This window comes from Pseudomonas putida, from assembly GCF_028682635.1.
Taxonomy (GTDB): Bacteria; Pseudomonadota; Gammaproteobacteria; order Pseudomonadales; family Pseudomonadaceae; genus Aquipseudomonas; species Aquipseudomonas putida_AE.
Window position 1 is genome coordinate 111,953 of record NZ_JANHLK010000010.1, and the last position, 17,491, is coordinate 129,443.

The following is a 17,491-nucleotide window of genomic DNA, read 5'->3' on the forward strand; positions in this document are numbered from 1 at the left end:
GTGAGTGTCAGGCGTCCTGCATGAGCGCGCTGTAGGCCTGCAAGTGATGGTCGTCGTCACCGAACTGGCGGGCGATCATCAGCAAGTGCTTGGCGTGGTGCGACAGCACGTATTCCCAGGTCAGGCCGATGCCGCCGTGCAACTGGATGCCTTGATCGGCGACGAAGCGCGCGGCACGGCAGACGGTGTATTTGGCGGCGGCCAGGGTGCGGTTGCGTTCTTCGCTGTCCGGCTCGTTAGCCACACAGGCAGCGAGCAGGGTCATGGAAGTCGCCTGGTCGAGCTCGATGTACATGTCGACCATGCGGTGCTGCAGGGCCTGGAATTTGCCGATGACCTGGCCAAATTGCTTGCGTGTCTTGAGGTAATCCAGCGTCAGCGCGCAGGTGGCTTGCAGGCTGCCGACGGCTTCGGCACATTGTGCGGCGATGGCCCGGCCCTGCTGGTAACGCAACGCATCCAGGGCCTTGCCCTGTTCGCCCAGTACCGCGGCGCTGCTGACGAACACGTTGTCCAGGAACAGGTCGCACGCCCGGCGGCCGTCCATGGTCGGGTATTCGCGCACACTCACGCCCGGGGTGGACGGATCGACCAGGAACAGGCTGATGCCCGCCTCGTCACGCACATCCCCGGACGACCGCGCCGAGACCAGGATCAGCCCTGCACTCTGCCCGCCCACCACCACCGACTTGCGCCCGTTGAGGGACCAGCCGCCGGTGGCCGCTTCGGCGCGGGTCTGTACATCGTGCAGTTGGTAGTGGCTGTGCGGCTCTTCGACGGCCACCGCCAGTTGCAAATCGGCGCTGGCCACCTGCGGCAGCAGTTCACTCTTTTGCGTCGGGCTGCCCAGTTGATCGATCAGGCCACCGGCAAAGATCACCGAATGCAGCCAGGGCTCCAGGCACAGGCCGCGTCCCAGTTCCTGGGCCACCAGCATCACATCCACGCCATTGCCACCGAAACCGCCGACGTCCTCGGCGAACGGCACCGACGTCAGCCCCAGTTCGCCCATCTGTTGCCAGAACTCGCCACTGAAGCCCTTGGCGCTGTCGCGAAACTGCTCGCGCTGCTCGAACGTGTAGGTGTCGCGCACCAGCCGTGCGGCGGTGTCTTGCAGCATTTGCTGCTCTTCTGAAAGTTTGAAGTCCATGGACTGCCCCTTAGAGTTCGAGAATCATCTTGGCGATGATGTTCTTCTGGATTTCAGTGGAACCGCCGTAGACCGAGGCTTTGCGCATGTCCAGGTACTGGCAGGTGGAGGAATTGCTGAACTCGCTGTGCAGCAGTTCACCTTCATGGTCGTAACCCAACTCGTCCTTGAGGAACGGGTTGGCATAGGCCCCCACGGCTTTGGTCAGCAGGTAGGTGATGGCCTGGCGAATCTCGGTGCCCTTGATTTTCAGGATCGAGCTTTCCGAACCGGGAACACCGCCCTCCTGGGCCGAGGCGAGGATGCGCAGGTTGCTCATGCCGATGGCCATCAACTGGATTTCCACGTCGGCGATCTGCGCACGAAAGTGCGGATCTTCGATCAGTGGCTTGCCGTTGCGCCGCTCTGCCCGGGCCACCGCTTTGAGCCGCGACAACATGGCCTTGGCGATGCCGATCCCGGCGATCGTCGTGCGTTCGTGGGTCAGCAGGTACTTGGCGCAGGTCCAGCCCTCGTTTTCGCGGCCCACCAGGTTCTTCACCGGCACCCGCACGTTGTCGAGGAACACTTCGTTGACGTAATGCCCACCGTCGAGGGTGATGATCGGCCGCACGGTGATGCCCGGGCTCTTCATGTCGATCAGCAGGAAGGAAATGCCCCGTTGCTGCTGCGCCTCGGCATCGGTGCGCACCAGGCAGAACATCCAGTCGGCCATGTGACCGGTGGACGTCCAGGTCTTCTGGCCGTTGACCACGTAGTCGTCGCCGTCACGCACCGCACGGGTACGCAGGCTGGCCAGGTCAGAACCGGCGCCCGGCTCGGAATAACCCTGGCACCACCAGTCGTCGCAATTGAGGATGCGCGGCAGGTAATGGGCCTTTTGTTCTTCGGTGCCAAACTTGATGATCACCGGGCCGACCATGTTGATGCCGAACGGCACGATCCGTGGCGCACCGGCGACCGAGCACTCTTCGTCGAAAATATGCTTCTGCACGGCAGTCCAGCCGGTGCCGCCCTGCTCCACCGGCCAGCTCGCCGCCAGCCAGCCCTGGTCATTCAGGGTGCGCATCCACAGCACCTGGTCGGCTTTGCACACCGATTTGCCCTGGTTGATCCGGTCCGCGATGTCTTGCGGCAGATTGGCCTTGAGAAATGCGCGCACTTGCTCGCGGAACGCCACTTCCTCGGCGCTGAAATGAATATCCATCTGATACCTCGATGATGAGTCGCCAGCCTGGGGCCGGTCTTGTGGGAGGACGACTGAATGGGCGTGCCGTCGCCGGCATGAGCCGGCGACGACGGCGCAGTCATTGATCGAAGACGATGACCGAGCGTGCCAGCTCACCACGGCGCAATTCGTCGAAGGCCTCGTTGATCTGCTCGAGCTTGATGCGCTGGGAGATCATTTCGTCGAGCTTGAGCCGGCCCTGCATGTAGAAGTCGGTCAGGCGCGGCAAGTCCACGGGGAAACGGTTGGACCCCATGAACGAACCCTGGATGCGGCGCTCGTGCAACATGGCCATGGGGTCCAGCTCCAGTTTTACCCCGGGTTTGATCATGCCGATGATGGTTGCGGTGCCGCCCCGGGCAAGCATGCCGAAAGCCTGTTCGGCGGTTTGCTTGAGGCCGATGCACTCGAACGCGTGATGCACGCCGCCTCGGGTCAACTCCAGCACCTGCGCAACGGCGCTGCCGTCCTTGGCATTGACCACATCGGTGGCGCCAAACTGCCTGGCCAGTTCCAGCTTCGAATCGAGCATGTCGATGGCGATGATTCGCCCGGCACCCGCCAGCGCCGCGCCGTTGATGGTGGACAGGCCGATACCGCCGCAGCCGATCACCGCGACCGTTTCACCCGGGCGCACCTTGGCGGTATTGAACACCGCGCCGGTGCCGGTGGTGACCGCGCAACCGAGCAGCGCCGCGCGGTCGAGCGGCATGTCGCGGCGAATGGCGACCAGCGCGTTCTCATGCACCAGCATCTGTTCGGCATAGGCCGACAGGTTGATGAACTGCGTCATCGGTTTCTGCACGTAGGTCAGGCGTGACTCTTCATCGGCACGACGCTTGGTGTCCGGGGACACGCACAGCGACAGGTGCCCGGTGACGCAATGCTCGCAGTGGCCGCAATAGGCTGACAGGCAGGTCACCACATGATCGCCCGGCTTGACCGTACGCACTTCGCAGCCCACTTGCTCGACGATGCCGGACGCTTCGTGACCGAGCACCACCGGCATCGGGTACGGATAGGCGCCATCGACGAAATGCAGGTCGGAGTGGCAAACGCCCACCGCAACTGTGCGCACCAGCACTTCCCGTGGGCCGGGCTTGCTGATACCGACCTCTTCGATGATCAGTGGCGTACCGGGGGCATGTAGAACGGCAGCTTTCATATTTTTATTCTCTTTTTAAGCAGGATGTGGCCGGCGATGGCGAACGCATCCGCCATGCCAGTGGTTGTCTTAGCGCTTGATCATCGAACCGACGAACTGACGTACCTGTTCGCTGTACGGAGGACGCATCGCGTCCGGCCCATCGACAGCGCGCAGTACCGATTTGCCGTGGCTGAAGGTGCGGAAGCCGTCAATGCCGTGGTAGCAGCCCATGCCGCTGTTGCCGACGCCACCGAATGGCAAGGTCTCGACACCACCATGGCGCAGCACGTCGTTGAGGGTGACGCCACCGGAGGTGGTGCGATTCAGTACGAACGCCTCTTCGCCGGCATCGTTGCCGAAGTAGTACAGGCCCAACGGACGCGGACGCGAATTGATGTAGCTGACCACTTCGGCGAAGGAGTTGTAGGTCTTGAACGGCAACAGCGGGCCGAAGATCTCGTCCTGCATGACCTGCAGTTCATCACCGGGGTTGCGCAGCAGGGTCGGCACCATCTTGTGGTGCGGCTGGCCACTGAAATCCTCATCGGCCGGGTTCAGCTCGATCAATTCGACGCCTGCTTCGCGTGCCTCGTTGAGGTAACCGTGCAGGCGCTCGAAGTGTCGGGCGTTGATCAGCGAGGTGTAATCCGGGTTTTCGAGCAAGGTCGGGAACAGGGTGGCAACCACTTCGCGGACCGTTGCAATGAACGCTTCCTGTTGCTCCTCGGGCACGAATATATAGTCCGGCGCCAGGCAGATCTGCCCGGCGTTGTGCAGCTTGCCGGTGAGGATTTTAGTGACAGCGACTTTGAGGTCGGCGGTGCGCGAAATGATGGTCGGCGACTTGCCGCCCAGCTCCAGCGTGACCGGCACCAGGTTCTCGGCGGCGGCGCGCATGACGTGCTTGCCGATGCTGCTGGCACCGGTGAACAACAGGTGGTCGAAGGGTTGCTGGCTGAAGGCGTGGCCAATGTCAGGGCCACCGGTGATGATCGCCACTTCGTCTTCGGCATAGACTTCGCGGAAGATCCGCGCCAGCAACGCCGAGGTTTTCGGGTTGTATTCCGACACCTTGATCATCACCCGGTTGCCGGCGGCCAGGGCACCGGCCAGTCCGTTGAAGACCATGTTCCCGGGGAAGTTCCAGGCCGTGAGAATGCCCACCACGCCCAACGGCTGGTACTGCACCCAGGCCTCGCCGCGGTCGGTGGCCCTCTGGTCCGGCTGCATCCATTCGGCAATTTTGGCCTTGGTATACTTCAACGATGCCAATGGCCCCAGAACATCGAGCATGCGCGAGAAATCGGGGCTGCGATGACCGAAGTCCGCCGACAGGGCTTCGATGATGTCGTCCTGGTAATCGACCAGCAAGCCGATGGCCCGGTCGATCAATTCGCAGCGTTGCTCGGCCGTCCACGGCTCACTGGCAAGGCTTGCGGCACGTTGCTTGTCCAGGATCACGCGAATATCGGCAGCCTTCAGGTTTTCGTTGGCACTCATGGTGTTCGGACTTCCATGCAAGGGTGGGCGGTTGGGGAGCTGCCAATCCGGTGTTGGCCCGCTACACTGGCGGGCTCGAACCATGAATCGGGTGTCGCTCATGACAGGCGATACTAGAAAGGGCCGCACCGGCGCGACGACAACCAAAGGTAGGATGCATGGAAGGTTTTGAACGTAGTTCCAACGAACCAGCACAGGGAGCAACGCCGCCCATTCGCGCGGGTAAATTCCTCGCGCCGGCCAACCTGCCGGGTCAATTGGAACGTTCGACCTTGCTTGACCAGCTGCAACCCCGGGATGGTTTGCGGCTTGTCCTGATCAGTGCTGGCCCCGGCTACGGCAAGACCACGCTGTTGCAGCAATACCGCGAACGTTGCCTGGCCGAAGGCCGGCGCGTGTTGTGGTGCAACCTCGACGCCTTGGACAATGATCCGCAGCGCTTGACCCAGGTACTGCTCACCGGCCTGCGCGATATCGGCTTGATCGAGGCTGGCGACACCCCCCCGGCCGACAGCAGTCCGGCGCAACGTGAGCATTGGCTGCTCGAGCACATCGCCGCGAGCAATGGGGCGTTCACCCTGCTGATGGACGAATTCGAAGTCCTTGATCAGCCGCCGGCCCTCGAATTTATCCAGCAGCTGCTCAAGGCGTTACCCATGGGCGCGACCCTGGCCATCGCATCGCGCACTACCCCGGACATCAATCTGGGCCGATTGCGCGCCCGGGGCGAACTGTTGGAGATCGGCACCGATTCGCTGTGCCTGAGCGCTGACGAGACCGCCACCTACATCTTGCAAAAGCGCCAATTGCCCCTGGACCTGGCCGATATCGACAACCTGCACGAGCGCACCGAAGGCTGGATTTCCGGGATTTTCCTGGCCACCCTGTCCTTGCAAAGACACGGCGATCCTGCCGCGTTCATCGCCTCCTACAACGGTTCGAACCCGGCATTGGCGGAGTATTTCGGCGAAGACGTGCTGGCCCGGCAAACCGGGCAATTGCAGCAATTCCTGTTAGAGACCAGCGTCCTGACACGATTCTGTCCAGCCTTGTGCGATGCCGTCACAGGTCGCCACGACAGCCAGTCGATGATCGAGGCACTGGAGCGGGCGAACCTGTTCGTGATCGCAACGGACGACCAGCGCCAATGGTTTCGCTATCACCCGCTGTTCGCCGATTTCCTCCTGCAAACCCTCAAGCGCCACCCGAACCAGTTCGAGCAGCAGCATCAAAAGGCCGCAAGTTGGTACTTCGCCAATGAGCGGCCGGTAGAAGCCCTTGAACATCTGTTCACCGCCCATGCCGTTGACGAAGCTGCCACGCAACTGGTGCTGCACATCGACGAACTGGTGGAAAACGGCCATGCCAGTCTGTTGATGCGCTGGCTTTCGCGCATTCCCGTGGAGATCCGCGATGTGCATCCGCGCCTGGGCATTGCCTACGCCTGGGCACTGCTGCATGCGCGTCGCCACAAGGACGCATTGCAGGTCCTGGAAAACCCGGCGCTGGCGGCAGAGCACCACTATGTTCACCCACTGTTGCTGTTGATCGGCGACCGTGTCGATGAAGCCCTGGTGGCGGCTACCGAGCTGTTGATGCAGCTGGGTCCTGAGGACAAATTGCAGTATCGAGTCACGGCGTTTGTGCAAATCTGCTCGCTGTTCTACACCGGCCACTTCGACGAAGCGCGCAAAAAGCTCGGCAGTGCCGGGCTGCGCGAAGCTCAACAGGAGTCGACCTACCTGCGCGATGTCACCGATGCGCTGCAAGCGATGCTCGACCTGACCCAGGGGCAACTCGACAGCGCCCTGACCCGCGCGGACACGGCCATGCGCCGCAGTCGCGAGACCCTGGCGGGTACGCCACCGGTGGGGTATCCGGTCCTGCAGACCATCCATTGCGTGGTGCTCTACGAAACGGACGCGGTCGACGAAGCGCGGCGACGACTCACGGAATTGCTGCCCTATGCCCGGGAGCACGCGGCACCGGATTCGTTGATCAGCACCCATGTGCTATTGGCCCGCCTCGCCTACCTGCACGGCGACCGTCCGGCCTGGATGCGTTATCTGGCCGACCTCGATCAGTTGGGCCAGTTAGCCGGTTCAACGCGCATCCTCTGTTCGACCTGGCTGGAACGAGCGCGTGTCGCCACCCTGGAAAATCGCCTGGATACCGCCGATCACGCGATGCGCGCCGCCGAGCAGCTGAGTGACTGGGAACAACCGGGCGTGACATTGAGCGCCAATGATGTCGACACGCCTTTCATCGCGCGTCAGCGCCTGCGTATCGCGCAAGGTGATACCGCTTGCGTCGAAACCTTGCGTCAGGCCATGGATCAAGCACTTCAACGACACCAGCATCGTCGGGCCTTGAAGCTGCGTTTGTTGCTGATCCTCGCACTCGACGGCGCGAAACAGCACAAAGAGGCGCTTGAACATTTGACGGCAGCCTTGCGCTTGGCCAGCCACGTCGGGTTTATCCGCACCTTTCTCGATGAAGGCGCACCGTTGGCGGCTGTGCTGGAGCGTTGGTCGGTGACCTTTCATGGCCAGGAAGAGGCGTTGGGTATTCGCCCAGGCTTCGTCGCCCAGTTGTTGCAGGGTGAGAGCAGCAGCAAGAAAGCCGAGGCCAAGCGCGAAGACGAGGCACAAACCAACCTCTCGAACCGTGAACTGCAGGTGGTGCGCTTGCTGGCGCTGGGTTACCGCAACCGGGAAATCGCCGAAAAGATGTTTCTCTCAGAGCTGACGGTGAAATCACACTTGCGCAAGATCAACAGCAAACTCGGTGCCGGTGGCCGCACCGAAGCGGTATCGATCGCCCGGGCCCAGGGCCTGCTGGACTGAACGCGCCAACGATGACGCGTATTGTCTGAATGACCGAGTCGCTTGCGCGCTTTTCGTCGGAGCGCCGCCCGGAGCAAGCTCGCTCCTACAGGGGGGTGCGCAAGGTATTCGCCAATGCATGCTCGATGAAGGCCAACATCTGCGTGTGCACCAACTCCAGGTCAACGGCCGATGGGTTCAGCAGGATCTGGAGCATCATGCCGCGCAAAACGCCCAGGAACAGCAAGGCCCCCGTCATGGGGTCCACGTCCGGGCGGATCTCGCCCTTATCGATGCCTTCGCTGATGTAGCGCGCCAGATGCTTTTGCACCGAGAGGTTGTACTCGGCGAGGACCTGCACGGTTTCCGAGTCCTGGGTCACGGCCTCCGACATCAGGGCCAACAGCGCACGGGTATTGACCCAGTCGCCGTCCGGGCGCGCCAGATAGACACTGACAAATCCCTTGAGCGCATCTATCCCCGGGCGCCACTGCGGCGACCGGGCCTGCACCAGTTCCATGAATGTCGAATTGACGAAACCCGCCAGGGCACGCAGCAGACCGGCCTTGTTGCCGAAATGGTGAGTCGCCAGACCACGGCTGTAGCCCGCCTCCTCGCCCACCTCCGATAGCGTCATGCCGACCCAACCCTTGCGCGCGACGATTTGTCGGGCAGCGATCAGCAGCCGCTGTTCGGCTTCGGCGCGACGCTCCAGTTGAGTGCGCCGCGACGTCGGCTGGGTGGTTTTTTCAACGGGTTCCATCGGGCAATTCCTTACTGTCCTGTAAACACGGGCGTGCGACGTTCCGCCATGGCGCGGGTGCCTTCGGCAAAATCGGCGCTGACGATCTGCCATTCCTGCTCGGACGCCTCGCGATCGATAATCCGGTCAACCGCATCGGCCAGGCCCATGCGCAGGGTTTCGCGACTGGACATGACCGCGCCCGGTGCCGACGCGGCGATTTCCTCGGCTAGCTCACGAGCCTTTTGCCGCTCCGTGCCCGGCTCTGCCAACACATCGGCCAAACCGATTCGCACCGCTTCACGGCCATCGATGCGGCGTCCGGTGGCGATCAGCAGCGAGGCCATTTGCGGGCCGACCAGACGCGGCATGGTAACCGAAATCCCGAAGCCTTGATGAATGCCCAACCGGTTGAAATTGGCCGAGAACCGCGCTTTTTCGCTGGTGACGCGAAAGTCCGCGACCAGCGCCAAGCCCAGGCCTCCGCCGATCGCGGCGCCCTCGACCACACAGATCAGCGGCTTGCGATTGCGAAACAGGCGCACGGCCGACTTGTAGACACGGCGCGGGTATTGCGGGTCGCGCTGGTCGGCGCCAGAGAAATCCGCGCCGGCGCAAAACACCTTGCCTTCAGCCTGTAGCACGACCACCCGGCACTGCGGCAAGTCATCGAGATATTGCAGGGCGTCGGCCAGGTCATTGATCAGTTCGGCATCGAAAAAATTCAGTGGCGGACGATTGAAATCGAGGGTCGCGACATGGCCTTCAAGGCCCAGTGTCAGGCCGCGGCCGGGGGTAAAGGAGGTATCGGTCGACATGAAAGCTCCGGATCTTGGCGGTCTTCAAGGGTGGCAGCGGCTTGATTCGCTGCCAAGGTTGCTGTTAGCTTATTTACTTGTTGGGCGTTCAGCAAGTAAGAAAAACAAGACCATCAACCACTTTCCACATGAGCGAAAAGCCATGCAGGCACTCGATATCCGTCCCTGTCAATTGGACGCCAAAACCCTGGCTTTACGGACCGAAGTGCGCGAATTCATCGCCGAGGCACTAAAGGACTACCCGGCCCACGAACGGGCGAAAAACTGGAATGGCGCCGACCCTGAATTCAGCCGCAAGCTGGGCGAGCGCGGATGGCTGGGCATGACTTGGCCCAAGCGCTATGGCGGCCACGAACGCAGTGCCCTGGAGCGTTATGTGGTGCTTGAGGAGCTGCTCGCCGCCGGCGCGCCGGTCAATGCGCACTGGATCGCCGAGCGTCAATCGGGTCCGCTGCTGATGAAGTTTTCCCCGGATGTGCTGGCGCCACGGCTGATGCCGGCCATCGCACGCGGCGAGCTGCTGTTCTGCATTGGCATGAGCGAGCCGAATGTCGGCTCCGACCTGGCGTCGGTCCAGACCCGGGCGGTCAAGACCGAAGGCGGCTGGGTCGTCAACGGCAGCAAGGTCTGGACCACCGGTGCCCACCGCTGCCACTACATGGTCACCCTCCTGCGAACCGGGCCCAGGGATGACAGCAATCGCCATGGGGGCCTGTCGCAACTGTTGATCGACATGCGCGCCCCCGGCGTCACGGTTCGCCCGATCTACAACATGCTGGGTGAGCACGACTTCAACGAAGTGTTCCTCGATGACGTGTTTGTTCCCGACGACTTCGTCATCGGTCAGCCTGGCGATGGCTGGAAGCAGGTCGGTGCCGAACTGGCGCTCGAACGCAGCGGGCCGGAACGCTACCTGAGCAGCACCCAGTTGTACCTGGAAATGCTCGACGCCGCCGATCCACAGAACTCGCGCCACAGCGTCAGCCTCGGTCGCGTCGCCGCGCGCTACGCGGTGCTGCGGCAGATGTCGCTGGGCGTCGCCGGCATGCTCGCCCGTGGCGACAACCCGGCGACCCCGGCAGCGCTGGTCAAGGACCAGGGTGCCTTGCTCGAACAATCCCTGCCCGACCTCGCCCATGACCTGTTTGGCGGCACCCGCCAACCCGGTTCCCGACTTGACCAGGTGATGCGTTACCTGACCCAGACCGCCCCGTCGTTTTCCCTGCGTGGCGGCACCCGCGAAATTCTTCGCGGCATCATTGCCAGAGGATTAGGACTGCGATGAACCAGGCCACCCACTATCAAGCGATGGACGACAGCGCTCCATCGCAATTGCAATCGATCATCGCCGACAGCGTCGAGCGCCTGTTCGCCGAACAGATCACCTCTGAGGTGCTGGCCCGTTTCGATGCCGGGCACGCCGCGACAGCGTTGTGGCAACAGGTGGTCGAGCAAGGCCTGCCTGGCGCCTTGATGGCCGAAGAAGCCGGGGGCAGCGCGGCCAGTTGGCTGGAAGTCAGTCCGGTACTGCGGGCCATTGGTTACTGGAACGCACCCCTGCCGTTGAGCGAAACCATGCTCGCTTCGATGCTGCTGGCCCGAGCTGGCCTGCAAGTGCCCGAAGAGCCCATCACGCTGATTCAGAACGGTCGCCTCGGTGAGCTGGCCTTGTCTGCGGATGGCCATCTCGACGGCCGCATATTCAATGTGCCGTGGGCCCGCAGCTGTCGCTGGGCCGTGGTAGCCGATGGCACGGGACAAGTTGCGCTGGTGGACCTGCGTCAGGCCAATGTCAGCCTGGAGGCCGGCAGCAATTTTGCCGGCGAAGAGCGCGATACCCTGCACTTCGCCAACGCTCGCGTTCACACCAGCGGCCAATTGCAGATAGCGGATGTGCAGGAACCTGTCTGGGTGTTTGGTGCATTGATCCGAGCTTGCGCGTTGGTCGGTGCATTGGAGTCGAGCCTGGACAAGGCTGTCAGCTACGCCAACGAGCGCGTCCAGTTCGGCAAGGCCATCGGTAAATTCCAGGCGATCCAGCAGCAATTGGCGCAGATGGCCGGTGCCATTGGTGCCGCGCGCATGGCGACTCAAGTGGCGTTGCGCAGCGCTTGCGACGCCTTGCAGGCCGAACCCGGATGCCGTAGCAGCCTCGCGTTCGATGTAGCGGTGGCCAAAGTCTGCGCCGGCGAGGCCGCCACCCTGGCTACCTCGATTGCGCATCAGGTTCATGGCGCCATCGGCTTCACCCACGAGCACACCCTGCATTTCAGCACCCGGCGCCTGTGGTCGTGGCGCGATGAATTCGGCAGCGATTCGCAGTGGGCTGAAGTCCTCGGCCAAGCGGCGATAGCGGCCGGTGGCAAGGGCTTCTGGGCAGGACTGACACAGCGCCAGTTCTGACAACAGGCATTGCCCGGCGACGGGCAATGCCCCTCACACGCTCACTTCGCGACCGGCCATTGATACAGTGCCGGTTCTTTGCGCATGAACCGTGCGGCGGCTTGCTGGACATACGGCGAACTCATTGCCACGGCCTGGGCGTTCGTTTCGGCATCCAGCTGCGCCGCCAGGTCAACCTCGAAGGAGCGCGACAGCAAGCGTTTAGTCAGGCCAAACGCGACTGTCGACAGATTGCTCATGCTGCGCGCCAGTTCTTCTGCACGGGCGCGAAACCGGTCGGCGGGATGCACTTCAAGGGCAATACCCAGCGCCAGTGCCTCTTGCGCGCAAACTTCGCGCGCGGAATAGATAATTTCCCTGGCCTTGGGCAGGCCAACGATGCGCGGCAAGGTATGGGTCGCGCCCAGATCCGGGACCAGGCCGATCCGGGCAAAGGCCATGCAGAAGCGTGCCCGTTGCGAAGCGATCACAAAATCTGCGGCCAGCGCCAGGCTGAAGCCGGCACCGAATGCGACGCCATCGACCGCTGCGATCACGGGTCGATCGAAGTTTGCCAATTCGCCAAGCAAGCGGTTGTAATGATCCATGCGCTGGAGAACATCGATCGCTGCGAAGCCGTCACCCATCTTGCTGACGTCGGCACCCGAACAGAAATCGCTACCGGCGCCCGTCAACAACAACGCCTTGACCTCTGGATTGGTGCGAAGGCTCACCAGCACTTCGCGTAACTCATCGGCCATCTGCCCAGTGAGTGCATTCTTACGCTCGGCTCGCATCAATGTCAGGGTCGCCAGGCCATCTTCTATGGATAATTCAAGGGTATTGGACATGTGATCCCATTGGGCCCGCGCGGTTTGCAGGTCGCGCTCGAGCTCATCTGTGGTTTGGATGGACCGCTTGCAACGTTGCCGGGAAAATCGGCATCCGTTGCCAGCCAATGAAGTGCTGTCAAACGGTAAGGAGCGAATGCGTCGAGCAGTACTCCCTGAAAAGGGTGGGAGCATTGATTTGCCCCCGCCTGCCCCACCCCGCTGGTCACTCAATTTGGATGTTGAAGCTGATGCCCTCATCCCCAGCAAGCTAGCTCCCACAGGGGATCTGTAGTGGCTGCAGGACTTGCGTACGCTGAAGATCACACTGTGGGAGCCAGCCTGCTGGCGATGGCGTCGGGTCAGTCAACCTGGATGTTGAAGCTGATGCCCTCATCCCCAGCAAGCTAGCTCCCACAGGGATCTGTGGTGGCTGCAGGACTTGCGTACGCTGTAGATCACACTGTGGGAGCCAGCCTGCTGGCGAGGCGTCGGGTCAACATCGTCGAAACGAGTCGGTTTATCGAACCCCTCCCGAAGCGAAAGGTCTGATCCTGTATACCTCCTCGGAATAATCCAATGTCCGCTCAACACACCCTTGTCGTACTCGCTCGGGGCGGATATGCCGCTCGGGGCGTCCTGTATCTGATCATAGGTATCTTCGCTCTGCTGGCGGCTCAAGACTCGACAAAACCCAAGGACAGTCACAAAAGCCTGGAAGCGTTGTTAAGCCAGCCTTTCGGTTATGTGCTGGTAGGACTGGTTGTGGCGGGCCTGATCGCCTTCGCCGGGTGGCGAGTATTGCAAGCCATTCGCGACGTCGATCATCACGGTACGAGACTCAAGGGGCTGGTGATTCGTGCAGGTTTGTTGGCGGGAGGTTTGATCAACGGCGCTCTTGCGTTTTTTGCATTGGGCCTGCTCATCAGCGGCGTCAGAAGCTCAGGCAATTCCGCAGGTGGGGAGACAAAGGATCTACTGGCCCATCTTTTGTCCTGGGATCACTCAAACGTGCTGGTCTACCTCGTGGCGCTGGTCCCACTCGGCGTAGGCATTGCTCACATCATCAAGGGATGGAAGGCCTCGTTCGAGAAGTATTTTGAGGCTGATGAGGACGTGATGCGCTACGTACGACCGGTGGCTCGTTTCGGACTCATAGCCCGAGGCGTGGTGTTTATCGAGATAGCTCTGCTGCTGGCAATCAGCGGCTCCCGTTATAAAACCGCTGATCCTCCAGGCATGAAGGAGGCCCTTGATGCGCTCCAGAACCTGCCAGCCGGGGTTTTGATCCTGATGGTGATGGCATTTGGTTTGATTGCCTTTTCGGCTTACAGCTTTTCCGAGGCTGCCTGGCGCAAGATAAACATGGATGTGCCGGGAGTATCGGGATCCTAATCGCTACGGGATGGCAATTCAGAAGGAGGTAACGCGTTTGGCCTATCTTGATTGGGTTCAATGGCCGGCGATGGTTGTTACTGTGCTGGCCGCATGGCTGATCGGATCTCAGCAGCCAAAAAGGCGAATGATCGGGTTCGTTTGTTTCAGCTTAAGCAATGTTTTGTGGGTGATTTGGGGCCTGTATGCACACGCCTACGCGCTGATCGTCCTGCAGATTTGCCTCTTCCTCATGAACCTTCGCGGGTTTAAAAAGAACTGTAAAGGCCAGTAGAACTAGTGTTCCCGGGACGTTCGGGAGCCGTAAAGATTTTTTCTGAACCCTCGGGCATTCATGCCCAGGAGTACACACTCAAGGACGATCAACGCCTGAGCGTTGGAGTGTAGCCCCCAAACAACCCACAAAACATTGCTCACGATGAAGCCCCAAAAGGCGATCATCCGCCGACGTGGTCGTTGCGAACCAATGAACCAGGCCGAGATCACTGTCACAATCATCGCGGGCCATTGCAGCAAATCGGCGTATTCCAAGGTATTTCCCTCCGCTCGCTCCAGCAGTCACCACTTACTTCTTGTGCGGTAGCACCGCTCCCAATACCTGCTTGGCTGTTTGCAAGATCACCCCGGCCTCGTTCGGGTCACCCTTGAGCAACGTCGTGGCAAACTTTTTCGCCTGTTCGAGCTTGATGTGTGGCGGCAACGGCGGCACGTCGGGATCGGTCTTGAACTCGATCAGCACCGGAACATCCGAGGCCAGCGCCTGTTCCCAGGCGGCGGCGACGTCTTCCTCGCGGTCTACGAAAATTCCTTTCAGCCCAATCGAAATGGCGAACAGGTGGTACGGCACGTCTGGAATGCTTTGCGATGCCTCGAACTTCGGATCCCCCTCCATCACCCGTTGCTCCCAGGTGACCTGATTGAGGTCCTCGTTGTTGAACACCGCACAGATCCATTTTGGGCTTTCCCACTGTTGCCAGTATTTGGCGACGGTGATCAGCTCGGCCATGTTGTTCATCTGCATGGCACCATCACCCACCAGCGCAATCACCGTGCGTTCGGGAAACGCAAACTTCGCCGCAATCGCATAGGGCACCGCTGCGCCCATTGAGGCCAATCCGCCGGAAAGCGAGCACTTCATGCCGCGACGAATTTTCAGATCGCGGGCATACCAGTTGGCGCACGAACCGGAGTCGCTGGTGATGATCGCCCGCTCCGGCAAACGAGGTGACAGCTCGTAGACCACCCGTTGTGGATTGATCGGTTTGGCTTTGACCATGGCGCGTTTTTCCAGGGTCTTCTCCCAACTACCGCGCCAGCCTTCGACTTTTTTGCGCCATTTGCGTTCGGTTTTCTGTTCGAGCAACGGCAGCAATGCAGCAAGTGTTTCTGCAGCATCGCCCACCAGGTTGACCTCCATGGGATAACGCAAGCTGAGCATGTCCGGTTGCAAGTCGATCTGCACGCCGCGCGCCTGCCCTTCTTTGGGCAAGAACTCGGAATACGGGAAGCCCGAGCCGATCATCAGCAAGGTGTCGCATTCGCTCATCAGCTTGTAACTGGGCTCGGTGCCGAGCAAACCGATACTGCCGGTGACCCAGGGTAAATCGTCGGGCAGTGCGGCTTTACCGAGCAACGCCTTCGCCACACCGGCGCCAAGCTTCTCCGCCACCGCAATCACTTGATCGGTGGCCTGCAGCGCGCCGGCCCCAACCAGGATCGCGACCTTCTGTCCCGCGTTCAAAACGTCTGCAGCTCGCTGCAGGTCCGTCTCGTAAGGCACCACTCTCGGCTTGCTGTAACCAACGCCCGAATGCGCCGTGCCATGGGCACGGGCCGGCGCCTCATACTCAAGATCTTGCACATCATTGGGCAGAATGATTGCCGTCACGCGCCGTAAACCGATGGCAGTGCGCACGGCCCGATCGATCAAGTGCCGTATTTGCGCCGGCGCCGAAGCCTGCTGGACAAAGGCTCCGGCGACATCCTTGAACATCGACAACAAATCCAGCTCTTGCTGGTAATGGCTGCCCAGCGCCGTGCGCGCCTGCTGGCCGACGATGGCCAGCACTGGCATGTGATCCATCCGGGCGTCGTAAAGCCCAGTGATCAAGTGCGATGCGCCAGGGCCCGAAGTGGCAATGCACACGCCCAACTCACCGGTGAACTTGGCATGCGCCGACGCCATGAAGGCAGCCATTTCCTCATGCCTGGCCTGAACGAATTCAATCTTCCCCTTGGCCCGGCTCAGCGCTCCGAACACGCCATTGATGCCATCCCCTGGATAACCAAAGATCCGGGTCACACCCCATTCGCTAAGCCGTTCAATCAGAAAGTCGCCCACTGTCGTCGTCATGTCGTTCCTCGCCTTCAACCCGTGCATCGAGCATTTCCGACAGAACATCCCGTCGGAACGTGTAAGGGTCTGGACACTCGGGTGCAGATCGAAGTTCTGCCGGATGTCAGTCAGTCGCGTTGAACTCGAACCTTCCCGCTAAAGACGCTGAAGCCATAGGTGTTGTAGATGAGCGTTACCGGGATCAGCACCGCGAAACCGACCAGCATGAAGATCTGGCTGTTGGGGCTTGAGGCAGCCGCCTGCAAGGTCAGCTGCGGCGGCACGATCATTGGAAAGAGCGCCGCGATCATCAATGCAAACGCCACTATGAAAACGCCCAATGCACAGAACAGTGGCAGAAAATGACGACGGCTTCGAAACCCCAGGACAAAACCAATCGGCAGTGCAACCAGCAGCGTCATGGCCGGCATCCACACCAGGGGATCTGCCAGCCGTTGTGCATAGCGAGTATCCAAAGTCGCCGTCCAGGCCACCAACAGGCTCAACAACACGATGGTGACGGCCGCCAGCCTCTTCGCCTGCAAGCTGGATCGCCTCTGGAGTTCCCCTACGGTGCGCCAATAGAGCCAGCAAGCCCCCAACCATGTATACCCCACCACGAGCACTGCACCACAGAACAGCGGGAACACGTTGAGCCACTCCGCGCCATCACCACTGTATTGGCCGCCATGATTCGGTACACCTTGTACGAGGGTTCCCAAGATGATTCCCTGTGTCCCGCCGGCCAGCAATGAACCGCACGACAGCAATCCATCGACCAGGCGCTTGAGACCATCGCTGGGGGCGTAATCACGAAATTCCAACGCAACGGCGCGCAGAATCAGCGCCAGAAACATCAAGATAAATGGCCAATAAAGCGCCGGAAGCAGGATGGCGTAAGCCAATGGGAACAACGCCAGCAGACCGCCTCCTCCCAGCACCAGCCACGTTTCGTTGGCATCCCAGATCGGCAAGATTGTCACGGCCATCGCCCGTCGATCCTTACCGCAAGGCGTAAGGCCCATCAGCACCCCGACGCCCAGATCAGTGCCGTCGAGCAGCACATAGTTCATCACCGAGAAGGCCAAGGCCGCGGCAGAAAGTAGAACGATCCAATCAGTGTCCGGCATGGATTGAGC

The 17,491-nt window shown here is 61.1% G+C and carries 14 protein-coding genes; 5 read left to right on the plus strand and 9 right to left on the minus strand.

Annotation, left to right across the window (positions count from 1 at the left end; all coding sequences use genetic code 11):
- Window positions 1–7: 7 nt before the first annotated feature.
- The 4 genes from NPS56_RS14725 to NPS56_RS14740 all read right to left on the minus strand — a co-directional run bounded on the left by NPS56_RS14725 (window position 8) and on the right by NPS56_RS14740 (window position 5,025).
- Window positions 8–1,150, minus strand: a complete 1,143-nt coding sequence (locus tag NPS56_RS14725) for an acyl-CoA dehydrogenase family protein (protein WP_274075255.1) — start codon at window positions 1,148–1,150, stop codon at window positions 8–10.
- A gap of 10 nt (window positions 1,151–1,160) precedes the next feature.
- A complete protein-coding gene (locus NPS56_RS14730; protein WP_274075256.1) occupies window positions 1,161–2,357 on the minus strand; it encodes an acyl-CoA dehydrogenase family protein in 1,197 nt (398 codons plus the stop codon).
- Window positions 2,358–2,457: 100 nt separating this feature from the next.
- The gene (locus NPS56_RS14735; protein ID WP_274075257.1) at window positions 2,458–3,543 is read right to left on the minus strand and encodes a Zn-dependent alcohol dehydrogenase; all 1,086 of its coding nucleotides are present in this window, start codon (window positions 3,541–3,543) and stop codon (window positions 2,458–2,460) included.
- A gap of 69 nt (window positions 3,544–3,612) precedes the next feature.
- Complete coding sequence (locus NPS56_RS14740) at window positions 3,613–5,025, minus strand: coniferyl aldehyde dehydrogenase (RefSeq protein ID WP_274075258.1); 1,413 nt, start codon at window positions 5,023–5,025, stop codon at window positions 3,613–3,615.
- Between the two features lie 158 nt (window positions 5,026–5,183).
- On the opposite strand from NPS56_RS14740, the gene NPS56_RS14745 reads away from it, so the two are divergent.
- Window positions 5,184–7,871 carry a LuxR C-terminal-related transcriptional regulator gene (locus NPS56_RS14745; RefSeq protein WP_274075259.1) on the plus strand — a complete coding sequence of 896 codons (2,688 nt, stop codon included), beginning with the start codon at window positions 5,184–5,186 and terminating at the stop codon, window positions 7,869–7,871.
- 85 nt (window positions 7,872–7,956) lie between these two features.
- Here the strand turns inward: NPS56_RS14745 and NPS56_RS14750 are convergent, their stop codons facing one another.
- Together NPS56_RS14750 and NPS56_RS14755 are read right to left on the minus strand one after the other, a co-directional pair.
- Window positions 7,957–8,613, minus strand: coding sequence for a TetR/AcrR family transcriptional regulator (locus NPS56_RS14750; protein WP_274075260.1), 657 nt, complete (start codon window positions 8,611–8,613; stop codon window positions 7,957–7,959).
- Window positions 8,614–8,624: 11 nt separating this feature from the next.
- Window positions 8,625–9,410 (minus strand): enoyl-CoA hydratase/isomerase family protein, encoded by a 786-nt coding sequence (locus NPS56_RS14755; protein WP_274075261.1) that lies wholly within the window; start codon window positions 9,408–9,410, stop codon window positions 8,625–8,627.
- Window positions 9,411–9,552: 142 nt separating this feature from the next.
- Between NPS56_RS14755 and NPS56_RS14760 the strand changes: the two genes are divergently transcribed.
- Together NPS56_RS14760 and NPS56_RS14765 are read left to right on the plus strand one after the other, a co-directional pair.
- The gene (locus NPS56_RS14760) at window positions 9,553–10,695 is read left to right on the plus strand and encodes an acyl-CoA dehydrogenase family protein (RefSeq protein ID WP_274075262.1); all 1,143 of its coding nucleotides are present in this window, start codon (window positions 9,553–9,555) and stop codon (window positions 10,693–10,695) included.
- Complete coding sequence (locus tag NPS56_RS14765) at window positions 10,692–11,813, plus strand: acyl-CoA dehydrogenase family protein (RefSeq protein WP_274075263.1); 1,122 nt, start codon at window positions 10,692–10,694, stop codon at window positions 11,811–11,813. The genes NPS56_RS14760 and NPS56_RS14765 overlap by 4 nt, the downstream gene beginning before the upstream one ends.
- A 41-nt stretch (window positions 11,814–11,854) precedes the next feature.
- On the opposite strand, the gene NPS56_RS14770 is transcribed toward NPS56_RS14765, so the two are convergent.
- Window positions 11,855–12,643 (minus strand): enoyl-CoA hydratase/isomerase family protein, encoded by a 789-nt coding sequence (locus tag NPS56_RS14770; protein ID WP_274075264.1) that lies wholly within the window; start codon window positions 12,641–12,643, stop codon window positions 11,855–11,857.
- 558 nt (window positions 12,644–13,201) lie between these two features.
- Between NPS56_RS14770 and NPS56_RS14775 the strand changes: the two genes are divergently transcribed.
- Together NPS56_RS14775 and NPS56_RS14780 are read left to right on the plus strand one after the other, a co-directional pair.
- Window positions 13,202–14,017: a DUF1206 domain-containing protein gene (locus NPS56_RS14775; protein WP_274075265.1), complete on the plus strand. Its 816-nt coding sequence runs from the start codon at window positions 13,202–13,204 to the stop codon at window positions 14,015–14,017.
- A gap of 37 nt (window positions 14,018–14,054) precedes the next feature.
- Window positions 14,055–14,291 (plus strand): hypothetical protein, encoded by a 237-nt coding sequence (locus NPS56_RS14780; protein WP_274075266.1) that lies wholly within the window; start codon window positions 14,055–14,057, stop codon window positions 14,289–14,291.
- A gap of 291 nt (window positions 14,292–14,582) precedes the next feature.
- Here NPS56_RS14780 and NPS56_RS14790 read toward each other — a convergent pair whose 3' ends face one another.
- Complete coding sequence (locus tag NPS56_RS14790) at window positions 14,583–16,370, minus strand: thiamine pyrophosphate-requiring protein (protein WP_274075268.1); 1,788 nt, start codon at window positions 16,368–16,370, stop codon at window positions 14,583–14,585.
- Between the two features lie 110 nt (window positions 16,371–16,480).
- Window positions 16,481–17,482, minus strand: a complete 1,002-nt coding sequence (cydB, locus tag NPS56_RS14795; protein WP_274075269.1) for a cytochrome d ubiquinol oxidase subunit II — start codon at window positions 17,480–17,482, stop codon at window positions 16,481–16,483.
- Window positions 17,483–17,491: the final 9 nt, after the last annotated feature.